Genomic DNA, 19,371 nt, shown 5'->3' with positions numbered 1-19,371 from the left:
TTGTGATTACCATCCTGGATTTTGAACCCATTGACCTGCGGTTAATTGTATCATTCGTTGTTGAATCGGCAATAAATAATCTCTTTGCGGATTAAAGCCAGCACCATTTGGCAGCACACTTTTATAAGGATCGATGTATCGCTGTGCATCACCAGGGTTACCATTCAGGTAAAGATTTACCGATTTACCAGCTGGAGCAGTATCATAATACAATAAGGAAGCGCTATAAAATCCTCCGGCAACATTCTGACTGGTCATATCACTACCCACAAAAAGCGTCCCTAACTGGCGTTTGCCAATCAACAATTCTCCTGCTGCTGCCCAACGCATGATGTCATCTAAACGCATCCCTTCTGCGGCCAGTTCCACTCTACGTTCTCTCCTAACCGCCTGGATCACATTGCTCAGGTTCCGGAAAGGATAAGTAGCATCGGTATTATATTCTCTGTTGAAATCAATTGCAGGCATTCCAACACGCGCTCTCAATGGGTTGATTGCATTTGCAATTGCTGTAGGATCTCCGTTCAATTCTGCAACTGCTTCTGCATAGTTTAACAAGACCTCTGCATAGCGAAAAGCAATGGCCGGAGCAACACTTTTAAAGTCGTCAGATACGGCAGCAGCATTGTTGTACTCCAAAAATTTATAGAGCGGATAACCCGTTGTACTTTTGTTAAAGCCAGTCTGATTGATCGGCGGATATCCCGGAACTACTACAGCTGGTTTTAAAGGTTTAGCCGGAAGCGCTACGGTTTGTCCCAATCTAGGATCTCTCAGTACAGGACTCAGCTCTTTGGCATATACTTTTTGTGCATCTGCACGCTCAGCACCGACAAATGGCCTGCCGTCTCTGGTTAAATAATCATCCACCAGGGATAAGGTTAAGCCCAGATCCGCCCCCCCGGTAGAAGTATATTTGCTCACACTATGCGCAATATTATCATTAGCATTATATTTTTTCCAAAGCAGTACCTCCGGATTTGTAGATAAGTCCGTCGTAATAAACAGATTTCCATAATCTTCCAAAGGTTTTCCGGTGGTATAAAGAGACCATTTACCACTGCTCATCACCGCAGATGCGGCATCACGTGCCTGTTCAAAATAGTTTTGAATCTTCTCCGGACTAATGTCTTTGCTGAAAAACGGATCATTTTTAGCTTTATGGTATTTCTGCCAGGTTGCTTCATATAGTGCTACTCTCGACTTAAAAGCCCTGGCCACATCTTTATGAAGTCGCATACTGGCGCTATTATTAGCCGTAGGCAATAAAGTTACCGCCTTATCCAGGTCGGCCAAAACAGAATCTACAATCAGCATTCTCGAATCTCTTGGTACTTCCATTAATTCCTGCTCTCCGGGCAATACACGATTCACCCAGGTAACGCCGCCAAATCTCTTCAGCATATTAAAATAAGTATAGGCTCTGAAAAAACGTGCTTCCCCTAAATACTTCTCATTCTCAGCAGCCTGTCCTTTTGCATTTTTAAAATTCTCAAAGAAATAGTTCAGATTTCGAATCACGTTATATTCTACGATAACAGGGGCATTACTCAGGGCAAAAAGTCCGCTGGTACGCGTATTTACGGAGGAGAAAATCATGTTATCGGTTCCTGAATCATTAAAAGCAATCCCTACCCCGCCAATACCAGTTGGCTGGCCAGGGAAAGTATTCTGATAAAACTGGTTCATATACATCCTCAATTCATTCGTAGAAGCGAGACTATTGGTGGTACTTAAAGTATCCAGTGGCTCCAGATCAAGAAAGTTTTTCTTACAGGCAGAAAAAACAAACAGCAGGCCTAATACCAAACATATATTTAAATTCTTTTTCATTTTCTTATCTTTTTATAGCCCAATATTTACACCCAATGCATACACCCTGCTTAAAGGGTAAATCTTTCCGGCATCATTATTATTAACTCCGGCGATGGTTTCAGGATCCAGCATTTTCGCCAGTTTAGTGATTGTAAACAAGTTTTCACCCGTTACAAATACACTCACTTTACTCATCTTTAGTTTCCTGATCCATAGTTCCGGCAAGGCATAGCTGATGGTAGCATTTTTTAACCTGAGGTAAGCTGCATTTTGAATGTACCTATCAGCCACCTGTTCTGTTTTACTGGTAAAGGAACCCGCAGAACCAGCAGGTGCTGCATAAGGATTCGGATAATAAGCACCGGTATTTTGTGGCGTCCAATAATCTAAATGTTCTTTAAAGACGGTTACCTGAGCTAAAGAACCTGCACCCCAGAAATAAACATCACTAGATCCTGGCACGTAATCTCTTTTACCAATCCCCTGGAATAAGGCGGAAACAGAAATCCCTTTCCATTGGATGTAACCGTTGAAAGAATAAGCATACCTGGCGGCAGAATTACCGATAATGCTCAAATCTCCGGTATCACCGACTACATTATTTCCTCTATCAAGTTTCCCGTCACCATTCAAATCCAGGTAATTCACATCTCCGGGTACCCAATTTACTGCAGAAAGGAAAGAGTGGTTTAATTTATTAAAAGCAGCGGCCTCTTCAGGTGTTTGAATCAACCCTGAAGCTTTGTATCCCCAGATTTCGCCTACTTTTTTGCCTTCATACCAGGCAATGGCCGGGTCACTATTGGTTGGGTTCTGGTATTTTGTAACGACCGATTTATTATCAGATAACATGGCAGTCAGGGAATATTGAATGCCATTATCCAGCTGATCACGCCAGGTCAGCGACAATTCCCATCCATTGGTTCTCAGATTAGCATTATTGCTTTTTGGCGGAGTACCTCCGTACATATCAGCAATATCCAGAGAGGGACCTAACATATCTTTTGTACTTCTTTGGAAAACATCAACACTCCCGCTCAGCCTGCTATTCAAGGCTTCGAAATCTAATCCAATGTTCCCATTCTGCACCTTTTCCCAGGTAACACCCGGATTAAATGGTACCGGAGCATTGATATATCCTTCTCTGCCATTTTGAAAATACCATGGCCCGCCAGCTCCTGATGGACCCGGAACGGTGATATTCATCGATTGCGCATAAGAATAAAGACCTGCACCGGATTGATTTCCTAAGAAACCATAAGATCCACGCAGTTTAAGCATACTGATATGTTCTTTCAACGGCTCCATAAATTTCTCCTGAGCTATGTTGTATCCCAGAGAGAAAGAAGGGAAAAAACCCCATCTGCTGTCTGATGCAAAGCGGGAAGAACCATCGTAACGGCCATTGATCTCTACCAGGTATTTGCTTTTATAATTGTAATTGAATCTACCAAAAAAGCCCTGTGTTCCCCAATGGTTGCGTAGTTCCTGGGTAGTCTGAGCCCCTGTAGCCAGAGAAATACCTGGTCTTGTTGGGCTAATCAAATCCTGAACCGAAGAAGAAAGCCATTTATACTCATTCAACTCCTGTTGAAAACCTGCCATTACACTGAAATTATGATCTTCATTCAGGGTATAATTGTAAGAACTGTATACATTCGGTGAGAAGTAATTGGTGGACCCCATATTACGGGAATAGCCACCTAGTAAAGGGATATTATATTCGGACCGGTTTACAAACTTCGGCGTACCATCAATTCCATAAATCAGTCCCGGCAATTTCAAAATATCTTCATTGGTATTTTTCTTCAGGAGGTTGAAATCGGCCATGATTTTCCAGTTTTTTACCGGTTCAAATTCTAAACCAGGCAAAATAGCCAGGGTATTTTCTTTGACCACATCACTGGAACCAGACTGCAGATAAGGGACATTAGACATCTCCGAGAAATTCCCATTCAGGTCGTACGGAGAAACATTGGGCCTCATCCTGGCCAGATTATGAAAAAACAGAGCTTCAAAGCCCGCGAATGGCGTTTTAGAAGTAGACTGCGTGAATTTGGTGTTTAGCTTTAGTTTCACCCAACTTGTCAATTGCGAGCTGATACTGGCATTCAGGTTGTATCTATCGTAATTTATATCCGCATAGCGCATGCTTCCACCTTCATTATAATAGGCACCGGATACAAAGAACTGCGTATTCTTATTTCCACCACTTGCGCTTACATTGTGCGATTGTCGCAAGGCATAAGGTTTATAATGAAAGGCGAACCAATCGGTATTGGCCACCCCGTTTGAGGTGTTTTCCCAATTCGAATAGTAGTTATCATTAGCTTCCGGAAAGATATTCATTCCAGTAGGATCCTTGATATACTGTTGTAGCAAAGCCAGTTTCTCCTCAGAATACTGTTTGCTCCCTGTTGCGTTGAAAGTTGCAGTATTGAAATACGTTGCAAAATCATAGGAATTGGCCATTTTTGGCAGCATTAAGGGAGAGGTTAGTCCTACGTTACTGGAATAAGATAAGGTGGTTTTATCTGCCACTCCCTTTTTTGTAGTCACCAAAATCACCCCATAAGGTGCCCTTGCGCCATAAATAGCAGATGCTGCTGCATCTTTCAATATGGAAATAGACTCGATGTCATTCGGATTTACATCCGATAATGACATGGCCATTCCATCTACCAACACAAAAGGCCCATCTCCACCACTTATATTTCCGGCGCCTCTAATATTCAGGTTAAAACTTTGTCCGGGTTTGGTGTTACCCCCTACCGAAACATTTAATCCCGGGGCAAGTCCCTGCAAACTTTGCGTCGCATTAACAACCGGTCTATTTTCCAGCTCATCCCCTTTTACCACGGATATTGAACCCGTCAGGTTGACTTTCTTTTGTGTTCCATAGCCCACAACCACCACCTCATTTAGTTGCCCTAAATCAGCTTGTAATTTCAGGGTGATCTGTTTTTGTCCATTTAGTTTCACCTCCTGAGTGATATAGCCCAGATAAGAAACCACTAAGGTTGCGTTTTCATCCACACCTTTCAAAAGAAACTGCCCATTGGTATCCGTAACAGCCCCTTGTCTGGTGCCTTTCACTTTTACTGTTGCTCCGGGAACCCCTTGTCCGGTTTCATCCAGCACTTTTCCTTTTACCTCAATCCCTGCCAATCCAATCAATTGATTTAGGGATGCCGGCCTGGTCTTTTTATCTTTTACAATCACACTTTGCCCTTCAATCGTATACACGATTAGCGGCTGGTTTTTGAAACTTTGTCTCAGAGCTTCTTCCAGACTCACCTCTTTTACATTGATGTTTACAGGGTTAGATTGTTTCAGTGCATCAGAAACAAAAACAAGGTCGAAACCACTTTGTCTGGAAATCTCGTTAAGGACTTTTCTAAGCGACACATTTTTCTCCGAAAGTGAGATTTTATTTTGAGCAAAACCCGCAGCACTTACTTGTAGTAAACAGGACAATAACAACAGTACCGTGAGTTTCATTGTCAATAATAATTTACGTTTCATACGGCGATGGCCATACGAATTAAAGGTTATAAATTCATACATTTGGTTTAGTTGGTTTTTAATGAACGAGGCATAGCGGTGCTGTAACCCTCGTTCCTGGTCATTTATAATGCGTTCGTGTTTTATGAAATGATACCTGTAAAAACTTTATTGAACCAGGAGCGGCTTCAACGCTTCTGGTTTTTTTGTTACAGGCCTTTAGCTGGTAAAATTTAAGGCATAACTGTAACCCTCCTTCCTTCAACTTTAAAGTTAAATTTATCAGTGCCAGAGAGTGTTTTTAGCACCACTTTCAGCGACTTGTTCCGGGAAATTCGTCCACCAATTTTTTTAGAACTTATATGAGGCTCATAAGCCACGTCCACATCGTACCATCGTGCAACCTTTCTCATGATCGACCTGATATCCTCATCCTGAAAAAGAAAACAGCCCTCTTTCCATGCGACAACTTCTGCTACATCAATAGCAGATACATCCAGATGATCATATTCAAATACCGCTTGCTGACCGGGTTTAAGGAGTGCCGTTGCAGCAGATTTGGCTAGTTTAACTTTTACACTACCTTCCAATAGCGTGGTTTTTGTCTGTCCTTCATCTTCATAGGCATTGACATTGAAATGTGTGCCTAAAACTTCTATTTCCTGTCCCTTGGTATACACCACAAATGGCATTTCCTTGTTCTTTGCCACTTCAAAATAAGCCTCACCAAGAAGTCTTACTGCACGTTTATCCCCGGTAAAGGCCGCTGGATAATTTAAAGAGGAAGCTGCATTTAGCCATACCTTTGTGCCGTCAGGCAAACTGATCTGATATTGCCCACCTTTTGGCGTAGCAATATTATTAAAAGCACTTTCTTTTGCTCTTCCTTCGTACACCAGCAAACCATCTTTCGTTTTGGTAATGGTTACTCCAGCCTGTTTCGCAATTTCACCATTACTGGCTTCGTCTAAGGCAATCGTCCGACCATCAGCCAGGGTAAGCATGGCCTTATTCTTTGATGTTTGTGTGGTATGACTGATTTTCCCGTTAGGAACTGAGCTGACCTTATCCGGGGAATTATAGAAATAGAAGCCTATACCCAAAGTAATCAGCACCATTGCTGCTGCTGCTGTAATCTTTGGCCATAAAGGGGTAATATGGTAAACAGCTTCCGTATCCTCCGCAGCCGGGAGATCTATTTTATCAGCAAGAAAAGCCCATATTTCCTCTAGTTGCCCGTCTTTCTTTTCCTGAGAAAGCTCAGGAAATCCGGCTTCCTCATATTTAAGGTACCAGGTTTCCAACATTCCACGCTCCTGCTCTGAGCAATTTCCTGCAAGATATTTCTTTAATAAATTAGGTACCTCTTCTTTTTGCATAAGTAATCAAGAATTTTCTTCTTTTAAACCATGACAGCTAAAGGGTACCCTAACAGGTAGAAGGTTTGAAAATATTTTTCGTTTCTACAGGAAATAGAAAAAAACACCCAGTCTAACCCTTAAAATTTTCAGGGCATTGCTGATTTGTTTAGAAACTGTTTGAGGAGAGATATTCAGGTGTTTCGCAATTTCCTCGTGAGAAAGATGCCCTTCACGGCTCAAAACAAATACTTCTTTCATTTTAGCTGGTAATGCATCAATCTCCTGCCGGATAATTTGGGCGAACTCCTTTTCCCTGATCACCAGGTCAGTGATATAATTATCCTCATTGATAAAAGTCTGGATAGAACTGATGTATTTAGACGCGACTTGCTGATGCGACAGATGGTTAAAAACACGATTTCTTGCGGCACTAAACAAATAACCCGGAAGATTATCCGTAAGCGGCATCTCTGACTTATTATCCCAAAGCTTTACAAAAAGATCCTGTAATACATCTTTAACCAATTCCAGGTCACCCAATTTTTTGTACAGATGATTTTGAAGTAAATTTTTATGACGGTTATAAATCTCAGTGTAGGCGTACTTATCACCTGCTCTGAGCAGGCTGGTCAATTCCCGATCACTGAGTATTTTATATTCCAACATTACATTTAGGTCCCCGGAACGAAATTATAAAAATAAAAGGGTAGTTTTATCATACTTTATCCTTCTGCCTCATGCCATTGGCGCATGCGATCAGCTTTTGTAATCAGAATTTCCGGTTTGGAGAACTCTGATCAATTATAAAATCCTATTTTTATTAAAAAAAGCCTCCTTTTACTCCTTTCAAATAAAATCATATGAAAACTAACGGCCCTTTTGTAGAAGCGCAAATGTTGATCAGAAAACCTGCTGCCAGCGTTTTCCAGGCATTTATTGACCCGGAAATCACCAAAAACTTCTGGTTTACCAAAAGCAGTGGGCAGCTGGAAACCGGAAAAAGCGTGACCTGGGAATGGGAGATGTATAAGGTATCCAGCACAGTATTAGTGAAAGAGATCATAACGAACGAAAAAATCGCTCTGGAATGGGATCAATACTCCACACCGGTAGAGTTCTTATTTGAAGCCACCAGTCCGGAAACTACCTACGTAACCATCAAACAATACGGTTTTCGGACCAGTGGTGATGAATTACTGGCAGAAATTAATGGCGCGAGCGGTGGTTTTACAACCGTCCTTGATGGGCTGAAAGCTTACCTGGAACATGGAATCAATTTAAACCTGATTGCCGATAAATTTGCTAAGAAATAATCCCTCTTTTCGTTTTTCTTATCATAGGTCAAGAACAATGCTGCAATTAATCCTTCTATTTGCATCAAATATTTAAAAACCCATCAATAATAAAACAATGAAAAGATTAATCTTAGCTGTTGTAGTCTTAGGTACTACCCTTTTTTCTTTCAAATCTAATGCACAAACGACCTGGGAAGCTGATGCATCTCACTCTAAAATAGGTTTTGAAATCACGCACATGATGATCTCTGATGTAGAAGGATCTTTCAAAAAATTCCAGTCTACTATCGTTTCTTCGAAACCAGATTTCTCTGATGCAGTGATTACTTTAACTGCGGATGTAAACTCTGTAAACACTGACAATGACCAAAGAGATGGCCACTTGAAAGGTGAAGACTTTTTTGATGCAGCTAAATTTCCAACATTAACTTTCAAAAGTACTTCAGTTAAGAAAGTTGGCGGTAACAAATACAAAGTTGCTGGTAACCTTACTTTCCATGGTGTAACTAAAGCCGTTACTTTAGATGCAGTTTTAAGAGGCGTAACCACTAATCCAATGTCTAAAAAACCAACTGCTGGTTTCAAAGTGACAGGCACGATCAAAAGAGCTGATTTTAACTTTGGCAGCAAATACGGTGCGGCAATGTTAGGTGAAGAAGTTGCTTTAACTGCAAACACTGAGTTTGTACAGAAATAACATCAAAATAAGGTTGGGAATCAATTTTTCCAACCTTATTTTAAAGAGTAAAATTTATAACTATAGCCCGATCTGAATACATGGGTTTCATAGTAATCGGTACTAATCAAATGAAAACCATTCCCTTGAATGGTTTTTTTATAACCTGATGGTTCCCTAAAATTATACAGCCTCCCTGCGAAATCTTCTAAAGTATTCCCACAGTAGGCCAAATGAATGTTTTTTAGATAATAATTAGTCTTTCAGTTTTTTCAATCTTAACGAAAGATAAACCTGAAAAACTCCGATCACAATAAATGATGCGGCAGTATAGAAAACAATCGTCATCCCTGCAAAAATCGGATTCCAAAGCATGATGAAAGAAAAAATCAAACCTATGATACCGATCCCTAATAAGCTACCCCAGCTTTCAACTTTTTGTTTTTTAAGCTCTATCGACCAGCCTATGGCCATAATCGAACGGAATAAGATGGCAAAACCAACATAGAACGGAAGAACCAATAAGGAAATTTGTGGGTTTGCGACCAACATGATACCAATTAATAAATCGACTATACCACCGGCCAGCGACCAGCCCCAGTTATCGAGCGATTTACGATTGGAAATCGCATATACCAGTTCCATGATTCCGGTAAAAAGAAAAGTTACCGCAAACAACATAGAAAGGGTAATGTAAGATGCCAAAGGGGTCATAAACACCCAAACGCCGACTAAAATTAAGGCTACGCCCAATAAGGCCAGTAAATACCAATATTTAACCGTCTTTCTGATGCTTCCTAAAACTTGTGTTTCCATAGTATTGATTTTATATTTAAAATTTGATGTCTCTGTTACCCGTTTCATTTTTATGTCGAATCCATCAAATCCATTAACCAATATAATATGGCAAGTATATGAAAGCGTTATCCATCATAAAGACACGATTATGAGGACAACAAAAAATCTCTAAAAATGTTTATGCTTTATGCGGATTTGCCTGATCACAATCGCCTGCCATGGCAGTGAGCTCATCCTTTAAGACTGAACCAGTGCTCGTTACCGGCAGCTGAGGAGCCGATTTTATTGCAGAAATCGCCACATCATTGAGCAAAGATTCCAGAAAATCGCCCACATGAGTGGTCAAGCCGTTTTTATACTTTTCATTTCGGAACTTCTTTAGCATGTAGAAAATCCTCCTTTCTTTTTAGTAAAAAAAAACAGAATAGTTTATTGAAACCAAAAATATAGTTCATTTAAAACTTATCAAGAGGTATACCAAAGGGCAAAAACAAAATAAAAAGAGAATAAAAGTGTCAGATTTTCATTTTTCTGACAAAAATTCGCGTCAGGGGCAGCAGCATATTCCCGGCAGTTACAGCAGCTCTATTTTACTTCTTCCTAAAAATCAGGGGAACAAAAATGCAGAAGGCAAGGATAAAACTGAGTAATAATCCGATGACTGCAATCACAGGCATTCCATGGAATTTTGGTGGCCGGTCTGCGGAGATGAGAATTGCAGACCCGATCAATAAACCAGATAAGAGTAATGCCATGATTAACCTGTTCATCAGGCTGCCCATCATTTTTCTGGTACGTTCCAGTTGTGGCACTTCCTGAATCACCTTTAATTCACCATTATTTAGTTTGCTTAAAACCGATTGGAATTCTTCCGGCATGGTTTTCATCGCTTCCGTCAATGTTCTCAGCAGATTTAATGCATTCTTTTTCATTTCATCGGGACTGAGTTTCCGCAGTGCGATTTTCAGGATATACGGGCGTAAACTCTCTACAATATTCAAATCCGGAACCAGCGCTCTTCCAATTCCTTCAATCAGTACGATACCACGAACCAATAAATAAAGGTGATCAGGCATCAGGATTTCGTTCTGATTCAGGATTGCAGAGAATTTTGTGAGCACCTCTTTGATGTCCATTTCCTGAAGTGAGGCTCCTTCCAACAGGTTAAAGAAACCATGAATATCACGTTCCAGTTGGTTTTCATCCTTTACGTTAAAGCGAAGCGCCATTCTTTTGAGCGTCATGATCAGCCTTCTCGCATCCTGAGCCATAAAATGGGAGATAAAATCTTCCAGCATTTCTTTTTCAATCGGCATCATACTGCCCATAGAACCGAAATCAATAAAGGCAATTTGTCCACTTTGCAAGACGATCAAATTCCCCGGATGTGGGTCGGCATGAAAAAAACCATGTTCCAGAACTTGTACCAGGTATAAATCCAATCCGTTTTCTGCAATCTGAGCGGGTTTCAGCTCCATCCGGATGATCGCTTGCTTATCAGTAATTTTAGCTCCTTCAATAAATTCCATACAAAGGATATTATCATTTGAAAGCTCCGGAAACACTTTAGCGAGGTAAATCGACCGCTGTCCTTTAAAGTTTCTGGAAAAGCGTTCAATGTTATCCAGCTCATTCACAAAAGAAAGTTCATGAAAAATAGATTTTTCAAAGGCTTCCAGTACTTCCACCAGATTAATCCGCCGGAATACATCGCTATAGCTGATTAATAATTTGGCGATGTCTTTCATGATCAACATATCCGAGGTCACAACCTCACGGATACCAGGCCGTTTAATTTTCAAAATAACGTCTTCTCCGGTAATCAGGGTAGCTTTATAGACCTGAGAAATGGAAGCCGAGGCAAAAGGTATTTCGTCGATATGTAAAAAATAAGCTTCAGGATCTATGTTCAGATCTTCACTAAGTAAGGTTCTTACTGCAATTGGCTTTGCCTCCACATTATCCTGTAGCTTTTGCAATTCGACAATCATTTCTTTTGGTAAAAGATCTTCTCTGATACTAAATGCCTGTCCGAATTTCACATAGGTGGGACCAAGCTCTTCTAAAGTCATACGGATCCGCTCATAAACCGTTAAGGAAGCGTACTCATTGTTGTTGTCATGATTGGTATAGTTCAACAATTCCCCGAATCCATATTTCGCCAGGATTTTGACCAGCGAAACAGTTCTTTTAAGCTTTTTCTTCTGATTTATCATCATAGAATCTTAAATTTTTCGTTTAACAACAATCAAATATCTGGCCAGTATTAAAATAAAGTATTTATTTCGGGTGTTGAGTAGAAATAAGGATCAAAATAGACGTGTCGGGGAAGTGCTCGGGTTGTAGTCGGGAAGAACGGCATCTTCGGATAGGGTATGGTATAGGTTCAGTAACGGTTGCTCTAACTTTGCTGTGCTCCTGCCTATCCGAACCCTATCCATACCTTTAACCAACCCTAACTCAAAGTAAGGCTCTTCCCGACCAGTACCAACACTATTTTATACCCATTTGAAAGAAATTTAAAAAGATTCACCCATCCTTCAATTTTTTCCTTATAAGAAAATCCTTCGAATCGATCAGATTTGATTTTAACCGCTTATCTTTGACAAAAATTATTGATAAGCTATGAAAAGCATCCTAAAAACCGCCTTCATCATCGGTCTGACTCTTTTTTCTATAACCGGTTTTGCACAAAATAAAATGAAGACTGCGGATGAATTAATCAATACCACTGATCCGGCATGGCCTCTGGTTCAAAAATGGCTGGATTCTGCTAAAAATAAAGTTCAGGTATTGGAATGTGACACGGCGCTTGCTAAAACGGCCTTATACCATGCTCAGGTATCTACCTATGCGACCTTAGGAGCAGTTATTTACCACACTGGCGGGATCATGATCGACAATGGCTGGTTAAGAATTTTAGGTTCGGGAAGTGCGAAACTGAGTCGTTCTGTACCGGATTGGAATAAAGGAAAAACCATCAAAGAATTTGGAGAGCAACCTGATTTCACCCTGATCGCGGATGATGCGATAGGCGGTTTTTTTGCCATCAATTACGGTGCTTTCGGTGCTGATCTAAAAAGCGTGTACTATCTGGCGCCAAACAGTCTGAAATGGGAGTCTTTAGGCTTAGGCTACACTGAGTTTCTTCAGTTCTGTTTTAACGGTGATCTTTCAGATTTCTACAAAGGATTAAGGTGGTCTACCTGGGATCAGTTTATTGCCAATCTGGACGGCAACAAATCCTACAGTTTCAGACCTTACCTATGGTCGGAAGCCGGAATGGATATAGAAAAGGTGTCCAGGAAGCTGGTATCCACAGAAGAGCTTTATAAATTTAACCTCAATAAACAGAAGGAATTAAACCCTACAGGGGTAATTGAAAAACATTAAAACAATTGATCTTCAAAGAATGTATAGCTATTAAGCAATACCTGTGTTAAATAAATATACATTATGAAGAAAAAATACTATTTCCAACTGCTCGTTTCAGCGCTTTTGTTGAGCTGTCAAAGTAAAACAACCGGCGATCAGGGCGATGCCATTTACTTTGGTGGCCCTATTTTAACCATGGAGGATGCGGAACCTACCGCAGAAGCCATTGTGGTGAAGGATGGTAAAATCTTATTTACCGGAAAAAAAGCAGAAGCCGATAAATATGTTGGTGACAAAACGGAAGTCCATGACCTTCAGGGAAAAACGTTGATGCCTGGTTTTATAGATGCACATGGCCACCTGACTTCCAGAGCTGGTATGGAGTCGGCCATCGACCTTGCTGCTGCCCCTTACGGAACGGTAAATTCGATTCCGGATATGCAGAAAACCATCAAAAAATACATTGCAGACCATCCGATGCCAGCAGATATGCCATTATTGGGTAATGGTTATGACGATGCATTGATGGTGGAACATACCAATCCAACATTGGCGGAAATGGATGTAATTTCCGATACTCACCCTATTTTAGCCTTACATGCTTCTGGTCACGTGAGTGTGGTGAACACCGCCATGCTTAAATTTCTGGGCATTACAGAAACCGTTAAAGATCCTCCTGGTGGACATTACGGCCGCGATAAAAAAACCGGAAAGCTAAACGGGAAACTGGAAGAGAATGCCAATTTCATGGCTTTAAATGAATTGATTAAGAAAATGCCGGTACCTAAAGTAAAAGCCGGAGAAGAATCTCAGGCCATGCAAAACCTGATGAAAGCGCAGGAAGAATGGTTAAAATATGGACAAACCACGATTTGTGATGGCAGAACAATGGGTGAAAGTGTGCCGCTTTTAAAAGAAGCAGCAGCGAAAAAACTACTGGTAGCCGATGTGGTTTATTTCCCTGATTATGATATGTACAAGGATAAGCTGGAATCGTTTAAACCGGAATTCATGAAATATACTGATCGTTTAAAATTGGGTGGATTTAAGTTCTCCTGTGATGGTTCTCCGCAAGGAAAAACAGCCTGGTTAACGATTCCTTATGTGGTTCCACCGGAAGGTCGTGGTAAGGACTACAAAGGATCTCCGATTTATACCGATGAGTATTTGTACAATGGCTTGAAAAATGTTTTCCAACATGGATTTACTGCGCAGTTACACGTAAATGGTGATGCAGCGATTGATCAGGCCCTTGGTGCATTTAAAAAATTAAAAGACGAAGGCGTTTACAAACCTGATATGCGTGCGACCTTGATTCACGTGCAGAATAGTCGCCCGGATCATATTCAAAAGATAAAAGATGTAGGCGTGATCCCTTCTTATTTCTCTACGCATGTTTATATATGGGGCGATTGGCATTATACCAGCGTATTTGGCCCGGAAAGAAGCCAGTTCTTAAGTCCGGCAAACTCTGCCAGAAAAGCAGGAATTACTTTCACCATTCACCATGATGCACCTGTTACACCTCCTGATTTGTTAACCGCAGTATACGCTGCCGTAAACAGAAGAACTCAATCGGGAAGGATATTAGGACCGGATGAGAAAATAACTCCACTGGAAGCTTTAAAAGCAATCACCATCAATGCAGCTTATCAGTATCAGGAACAAGACCGTAAAGGTTCTTTAAAAGTAGGTAAACTTGCCGATTTGGTGATTCTTGATCAGGATCCTACCACGATTGATCCTTTAAAAATTAAGGACATTAAAGTAAGCGAAACGATTAAAGAAGGAAAGTCGGTTTACAAACAGAAAATATAAAACATTTTTTATTTACAAAAACAGGGCCTTCTTTAACGGAAGGCCCTGTTTTGTTTTACTGGAATTCCAGGTTTTATTTCATAGAATGGAATCCGATGGCATTGCCTTCAGTATCCATACCTACGCCACAGAAACCGTATTCTCCAATCGACATTTTATCATTCAGCAATTTTCCTCCTGCCGATACTACTCTGGATATTTCTGTTGCACAGTCTTCGCAGCTAAAGTAAACCAGCGTACCACCCAAACCAGGTTTGAACATCGATGATTTTACCAGCGCCCCACTAGTTCCCGGAGCGGCCATTTCCCCCGGAAAAGATACCATTTCATAAGAATCTTCGCCGTCTATGTCCATGCCAGCTGGCACAGGCAAAGGTTCCAATTTCACTGCCAATACTGTTTCGTAGAATTTTTGGGCTCTTGCCATATCTTCCACATAAATTTCTGTCCATCCAAATGGATTCTTTGATGCTGCCATTTTCTTGATTTTTAAATTATGAATATAATTTGATCATCTTTTCAACTACACTAAGTTCCGCAAATTAGTCTGGTTATTATGGGGCAAACAAGACAAAAGAAAGGGGCATTTGCGTCCTTAAAAAAAGATTCAAATGCCTTACCACATATCACCTTCCCTTAGCTGGAATTTTGCAGAACACCTGGTAACCTTTACAGGTTTCTCATTTTTATCAAATAAATCTCCTTCGAAACTCAGTTCCAGTTCGATTGTTTTGGTGCCTTTAATACGTTCCGCTTTCAGTATTTTGAACGTAGAATTACTATGGCTTTCTGCCGTTAAGGATGATTTCTTACCCAGGATTATTGGGCTATAAGAAGTGAGTGTGACAGAATTTGGCAAACTAATCTCTATGGCAACACCTTCCTGATCATTCTCTCTTTCAAAATCTAATGCAAATTTTGGACTGGTGTTTTTATACAAGTCAAAGTCACTTTTAGCATAATAAATAGATATGCCGGAATCCATTTCCCTTTTTGCATATTTCTTTATAAAAGAGACTTTAATTGAAGCTCCAGACTGGCCCATCGAAGTCTCAAAATACTTAGAATACTGTAAAGAATCAGGATGACCAGCCCAATACTTTCCATTTGACATTACCGTCCATTTTTTGTCTTTGGTTGTTTCTTTTAAATTCGCTCCACTATTGCCAGTACCTTTTGAATAAGATATACTTTTGTCCGCTTCATTGTAATTGGTAAATAATTTTCCATCTACCATAAATGAGACACGCCCCCAGGCAGAGGCGTCCTCTATTTCTGGCTTTGGTTCAGGCTTAACCTCAGTATCAAGCTCAGCTGATTCCTTTTTACAGGAAGCAAATATTACCAATAATGATAATACCATTGTTAATTTTCTCATAGTTTCATTTGTTTTAGCGTGTATGAACCGAATCTACAAAATAAAACCGCAAATAGATTATCTAATAATGACATTATTTGATAAAAATGATATTATTCAATAAAACATCAACACGAACATTTATTATTGTAGGATTGTTGTTTAAAAACAAAGCATAAAAACCGACCAGCATTGACAGAACTAGAGCATTACCTACATCACTATTTCAGCATTGGGCTGCATGACTGCAAAAAACTGGCTGCCCTATTTCAGGAAGAAAAACTAGCCAAAGGGGAATTCTTTCTAAAAAGCCAACAGCAAAGCAATAAGTTAAGCTTTGTAGCACATGGTCTTTTGAGGTTATTTGTGGTCTTACCAGATAAAGAAGTGACCCAATGGATCGCGAATAGCGGAAATTTCGTCACAGATCTTTCTGGCTTCCTCTTTCGCAATCCGGCACGATGGAACATACAGGCGCTTACTGAAGTCACTTTATATACGATCAGCCATGAGCAGTATCTGAAGGTCGGGGACTTGATTCCTAAATGGAACGAATTTGAGAAACTATTTATAGGAAAGTGCTTTGTTACTCTTGAAAACAGAGTATTTAACCAGATTTCTTTGTCGGCAGAGGAACGTTATCAGTTGTTATTTGAACAGCAACGCGAATTATTTCATCAGGTTCCTTTGCAATACCTGGCCTCCATGCTGGGCATGACGCCAGAAACCCTGAGCCGCATCAGAAGTAAAAAAAATTCTTGACTTTTGTCAATTCCAATTGCTGTTTTTCTCCCCTACTTTTGACCTGACAAATTTAAAAGATCAGGTAATGAGTAAAAAAATGAACCTCAGTATTCAATTGGAAGAAGCGGCTATAACTGCGATATCTGTATATTTCCTTTCACAACATTCCCATGGACTTTCTTTATGGGTCTGGATTCTGTTATTTTTTATTCCGGATATTTCTATGATAGGTTACCTGTTCAACACAAAAACAGGTGCTGTTATTTATAACCTGTTTCACCATAGAGGCATTGCATTGATTCTAGTCGGGATAGGATTTTTTATCCAGCAGGAAATATGGATGTCAATTGGCATTCTACTCTTCGCTCACGCTTCATTTGACCGGATGCTGGGATTTGGATTAAAATATAATGATGCGTTTAAACATACCCATCTGGGGACGATGTAATCGCAACATCAGGAATTATCTGAAAGTGCAAAACCTATTGCGCTTTCAGATAAACCGGTAAAAAGTTATAACCCCGATTGATTATATGTTATTAGTTTTCTGCCCTGAATGTATTGGACATTAATTTTCTTGGACGCTTTGTTTTAAAGGGCTCCGTGCTCATTGCAGAACCTTGTAATTCCTGAGATTGGAAACGGTTTTCTCTAACTGCTCTCGGTTTCTCTGCCCTGTCTTCATCAGCAAGTTTAACCGTAATTTTTCTACCTTTCAATACCATTCCATTGATAGCGGCAATCGCTCTGTCGGCATCAGCCTGATCCTCCATTTCGATAAAACCAAAACCTTTATGTCTTCCGGTCACTCTATCGGTTAGCAAACTCACACTGTGTATTGTTCCATGGATGCTGAAAATATCAATCAGTTCAGCTTCCTGTATATCTAGTGAGTACCCCACCACAAATAATTTAATCATGCTTTTATTTAAAGCTGCAAATTTAAGGTTTAATCCCTCAATAAAAGAACTTGTCTGTTTTTCGATTTTCCATGGGCATCAAAAACTTCCAACACCAGGGAAGTTATACCTACAGCTGCCAGGCTTATCACCAGTTCCTGTCCGATATCATCACTACTTACTACCCGCAGAATCTGGTCACAATCCTCCAGATCAACAGACCATGCGGAGATACTGAAGAAAGCATCCATCACCAGGGAAACTTGCTGTAAATCGAGCGGCGTTTGGATCACAGTGGATAGGATAATGACGTTTCCGGACATAGTAATTGTGGTTTGAGGGGACAAATGTATTAATTATTTGCAAACAAACCAATCGTTCGGTATCTTTGAAAAATGGAAAATCCATATAAAAGAAAGAAAGATCCGGAAGCCAGTAAGCAGCTGATACTTGATACTGCTGCCGAGATCGGTGCCACCGCAGACTGGCACCAGGTAACTTTTCAGGCTATTGCCGATAAAACAGGCCTGAGTAAAGGTGGTATTATCCATCATTTCCGCAATAAAGAGGAATTGCTTGAAGAACTGGTCCGTCAAAGCCTTACAGAGCTAACCGATTGGATCGTTGAAGAAAAAAGAACTTTAGGAAATGACATTGCCCCTATTGCCTTTCTGCGCTTCGTGATTAAAAAAAGCAGTGACTTACATTACAGGAGAACCATGAAAGTCATTTTACAGGCCGCATTGATCAATGAACATTATAAGAAAATGTGGCATGAATGGTTTACCGAACATATTGCTGGTGGATCAATTGAAGATCTGGATGTGAACAGCCAGATTATTATGCTGGTTGCTGATGGACTTTGGTTCGCAGATAACCTCAATCTCTACAATATCAGCGAAAAAAGCAAAGCGCAGATCGTTAATAAATTAATGAACTTAAACTAATTCCCATGAATAATTCTGACGAAACTACCGTCCACGAAGGCAAAACATTTACCAATATCAACTATGCAGAAAAACGATTGGAAAACAGGGAATTTATCAACTGCGAATTTGTAAACTGTGATTTTTCCAGGAGTGACTTAAGTCATAATGATTTTATGAACTGTGATTTTAAACAGTGTAATTTCTCCCTGACCATTGTAACAGGCACTGGATTCAAAGATGCCACCTTTACCGGTTGTAAAGTACTGGGGATAGACTTTTCAAAATGCAACAAGTTTTTATTCTCTTTTACCTTTGAACAGAGCCACCTGGATTACTCTACTTTTTATGGCACTAAGCTCAGGAAAACTAAGTTTACTGACTGCTCGCTGAAAGAAACTGACTTTGAAGAAACTGATTTAACTTCCGCCATATTCCATAACTGCGACCTTTCAGGAGCAACTTTTGTCCGCAGTATATTAGAGAAGGCAGACTTCCGTACCGCAAAGAATTTCAGCCTGGATCCCGCAGTCAATAAGGTAAAACAAGCTAAATTTTCTGCGCTAAATCTCTCTGGATTACTGTATCAGCATAACCTGGACATCGATTATCATGGTAGTTAATTAGCCCTCCTATTTCTTATATCCCGGGGGTTTTTCCAATCCTAAACTTAAAACAAGTTAAAATACTCAGTCCCTGCTAAGTAAAGCTAGCAGGGTTTTATCTTCAAGACGAAGATTTGGTCTAAAAAGCGAAATAATTTTTGTTAAATACTTTTTATATCTAAAAAATTAATAGATTTA

At 40.2% G+C, this 19,371-nt stretch carries 19 protein-coding genes; 8 read left to right on the top strand and 11 right to left on the bottom strand.

Annotated elements, in window-relative coordinates:
• Nucleotides 1–6 precede the first annotated feature (6 nt).
• From OQX61_RS09150 to OQX61_RS09135, 4 genes are all read right to left on the bottom strand, one after another.
• Nucleotides 7–1,833 carry a RagB/SusD family nutrient uptake outer membrane protein gene (locus tag OQX61_RS09150; protein ID WP_265841359.1) on the bottom strand — a complete coding sequence of 609 codons (1,827 nt, stop codon included), beginning with the start codon at nt 1,831–1,833 and terminating at the stop codon, nt 7–9.
• A gap of 12 nt (nt 1,834–1,845) precedes the next feature.
• On the bottom strand, nt 1,846–5,316 hold the full coding sequence (locus tag OQX61_RS09145) for a TonB-dependent receptor (protein WP_265841358.1): 3,471 nt from the start codon (nt 5,314–5,316) through the stop codon (nt 1,846–1,848).
• Between the two features lie 236 nt (nt 5,317–5,552).
• Nucleotides 5,553–6,698, bottom strand: a complete 1,146-nt coding sequence (locus OQX61_RS09140; RefSeq protein WP_265841357.1) for a FecR family protein — start codon at nt 6,696–6,698, stop codon at nt 5,553–5,555.
• Between the two features lie 84 nt (nt 6,699–6,782).
• On the bottom strand, nt 6,783–7,346 hold the full coding sequence (locus OQX61_RS09135) for an RNA polymerase sigma-70 factor (protein WP_265841356.1): 564 nt from the start codon (nt 7,344–7,346) through the stop codon (nt 6,783–6,785).
• A 194-nt stretch (nt 7,347–7,540) separates the two neighbouring features.
• Between OQX61_RS09135 and OQX61_RS09130 the strand changes: the two genes are divergently transcribed.
• Both OQX61_RS09130 and OQX61_RS09125 read left to right on the top strand, forming a co-directional pair.
• Complete coding sequence (locus tag OQX61_RS09130; protein WP_265841355.1) at nt 7,541–7,993, top strand: SRPBCC family protein; 453 nt, start codon at nt 7,541–7,543, stop codon at nt 7,991–7,993.
• Nucleotides 7,994–8,090: 97 nt separating this feature from the next.
• The gene (locus OQX61_RS09125; RefSeq protein ID WP_265841354.1) at nt 8,091–8,672 is read left to right on the top strand and encodes a YceI family protein; all 582 of its coding nucleotides are present in this window, start codon (nt 8,091–8,093) and stop codon (nt 8,670–8,672) included.
• Between the two features lie 234 nt (nt 8,673–8,906).
• Here the strand turns inward: OQX61_RS09125 and OQX61_RS09120 are convergent, their stop codons facing one another.
• From OQX61_RS09120 to OQX61_RS09110, 3 genes are all read right to left on the bottom strand, one after another.
• The gene (locus OQX61_RS09120) at nt 8,907–9,467 is read right to left on the bottom strand and encodes a DUF308 domain-containing protein (protein WP_265841353.1); all 561 of its coding nucleotides are present in this window, start codon (nt 9,465–9,467) and stop codon (nt 8,907–8,909) included.
• Between the two features lie 160 nt (nt 9,468–9,627).
• On the bottom strand, nt 9,628–9,834 hold the full coding sequence (locus OQX61_RS09115; RefSeq protein ID WP_265841352.1) for a hypothetical protein: 207 nt from the start codon (nt 9,832–9,834) through the stop codon (nt 9,628–9,630).
• 205 nt (nt 9,835–10,039) lie between these two features.
• Complete coding sequence (locus OQX61_RS09110; RefSeq protein WP_265841351.1) at nt 10,040–11,668, bottom strand: AarF/UbiB family protein; 1,629 nt, start codon at nt 11,666–11,668, stop codon at nt 10,040–10,042.
• Between the two features lie 406 nt (nt 11,669–12,074).
• Here OQX61_RS09110 and OQX61_RS09105 point away from each other — a divergent pair, with 406 nt between their 5' ends.
• Nucleotides 12,075–12,842 carry a DUF2625 domain-containing protein gene (locus OQX61_RS09105; protein WP_265841350.1) on the top strand — a complete coding sequence of 256 codons (768 nt, stop codon included), beginning with the start codon at nt 12,075–12,077 and terminating at the stop codon, nt 12,840–12,842.
• Between the two features lie 63 nt (nt 12,843–12,905).
• A complete protein-coding gene (locus tag OQX61_RS09100; protein ID WP_265841349.1) occupies nt 12,906–14,642 on the top strand; it encodes an amidohydrolase in 1,737 nt (578 codons plus the stop codon).
• A 73-nt stretch (nt 14,643–14,715) separates the two neighbouring features.
• Here the strand turns inward: OQX61_RS09100 and OQX61_RS09095 are convergent, their stop codons facing one another.
• Together OQX61_RS09095 and OQX61_RS09090 are read right to left on the bottom strand one after the other, a co-directional pair.
• The gene (locus OQX61_RS09095) at nt 14,716–15,120 is read right to left on the bottom strand and encodes a VOC family protein (RefSeq protein ID WP_265841348.1); all 405 of its coding nucleotides are present in this window, start codon (nt 15,118–15,120) and stop codon (nt 14,716–14,718) included.
• Between the two features lie 138 nt (nt 15,121–15,258).
• Nucleotides 15,259–16,020 (bottom strand): hypothetical protein, encoded by a 762-nt coding sequence (locus tag OQX61_RS09090; RefSeq protein WP_265841347.1) that lies wholly within the window; start codon nt 16,018–16,020, stop codon nt 15,259–15,261.
• 171 nt (nt 16,021–16,191) lie between these two features.
• Between OQX61_RS09090 and OQX61_RS09085 the strand changes: the two genes are divergently transcribed.
• Together OQX61_RS09085 and OQX61_RS09080 are read left to right on the top strand one after the other, a co-directional pair.
• Nucleotides 16,192–16,761 (top strand): Crp/Fnr family transcriptional regulator, encoded by a 570-nt coding sequence (locus tag OQX61_RS09085; protein WP_265841346.1) that lies wholly within the window; start codon nt 16,192–16,194, stop codon nt 16,759–16,761.
• A 67-nt stretch (nt 16,762–16,828) separates the two neighbouring features.
• Nucleotides 16,829–17,191 carry a DUF4260 domain-containing protein gene (locus tag OQX61_RS09080; protein WP_265841345.1) on the top strand — a complete coding sequence of 121 codons (363 nt, stop codon included), beginning with the start codon at nt 16,829–16,831 and terminating at the stop codon, nt 17,189–17,191.
• 91 nt (nt 17,192–17,282) lie between these two features.
• Here OQX61_RS09080 and OQX61_RS09075 read toward each other — a convergent pair whose 3' ends face one another.
• Both OQX61_RS09075 and OQX61_RS09070 read right to left on the bottom strand, forming a co-directional pair.
• Entirely contained in the window at nt 17,283–17,663 is a 381-nt protein-coding gene (locus OQX61_RS09075; RefSeq protein WP_265841344.1) for an RNA-binding protein, read from the bottom strand.
• A gap of 29 nt (nt 17,664–17,692) precedes the next feature.
• Nucleotides 17,693–17,965: a hypothetical protein gene (locus OQX61_RS09070; RefSeq protein WP_265841343.1), complete on the bottom strand. Its 273-nt coding sequence runs from the start codon at nt 17,963–17,965 to the stop codon at nt 17,693–17,695.
• A gap of 72 nt (nt 17,966–18,037) precedes the next feature.
• On the opposite strand from OQX61_RS09070, the gene OQX61_RS09065 reads away from it, so the two are divergent.
• Together OQX61_RS09065 and OQX61_RS09060 are read left to right on the top strand one after the other, a co-directional pair.
• Nucleotides 18,038–18,589, top strand: coding sequence for a TetR/AcrR family transcriptional regulator (locus OQX61_RS09065; RefSeq protein WP_265841342.1), 552 nt, complete (start codon nt 18,038–18,040; stop codon nt 18,587–18,589).
• A gap of 5 nt (nt 18,590–18,594) precedes the next feature.
• Nucleotides 18,595–19,191, top strand: a complete 597-nt coding sequence (locus OQX61_RS09060; RefSeq protein ID WP_265841341.1) for a pentapeptide repeat-containing protein — start codon at nt 18,595–18,597, stop codon at nt 19,189–19,191.
• The last annotated feature ends 180 nt before the right edge of the window (nt 19,192–19,371 follow it).

The sequence above is a fragment of the Pedobacter sp. PLR genome, from assembly GCF_026239675.1.
In the GTDB taxonomy this organism is placed as follows: Bacteria; Bacteroidota; Bacteroidia; order Sphingobacteriales; family Sphingobacteriaceae; genus Pedobacter.
This window is presented reverse-complemented; position numbering and strand designations above follow the sequence as displayed.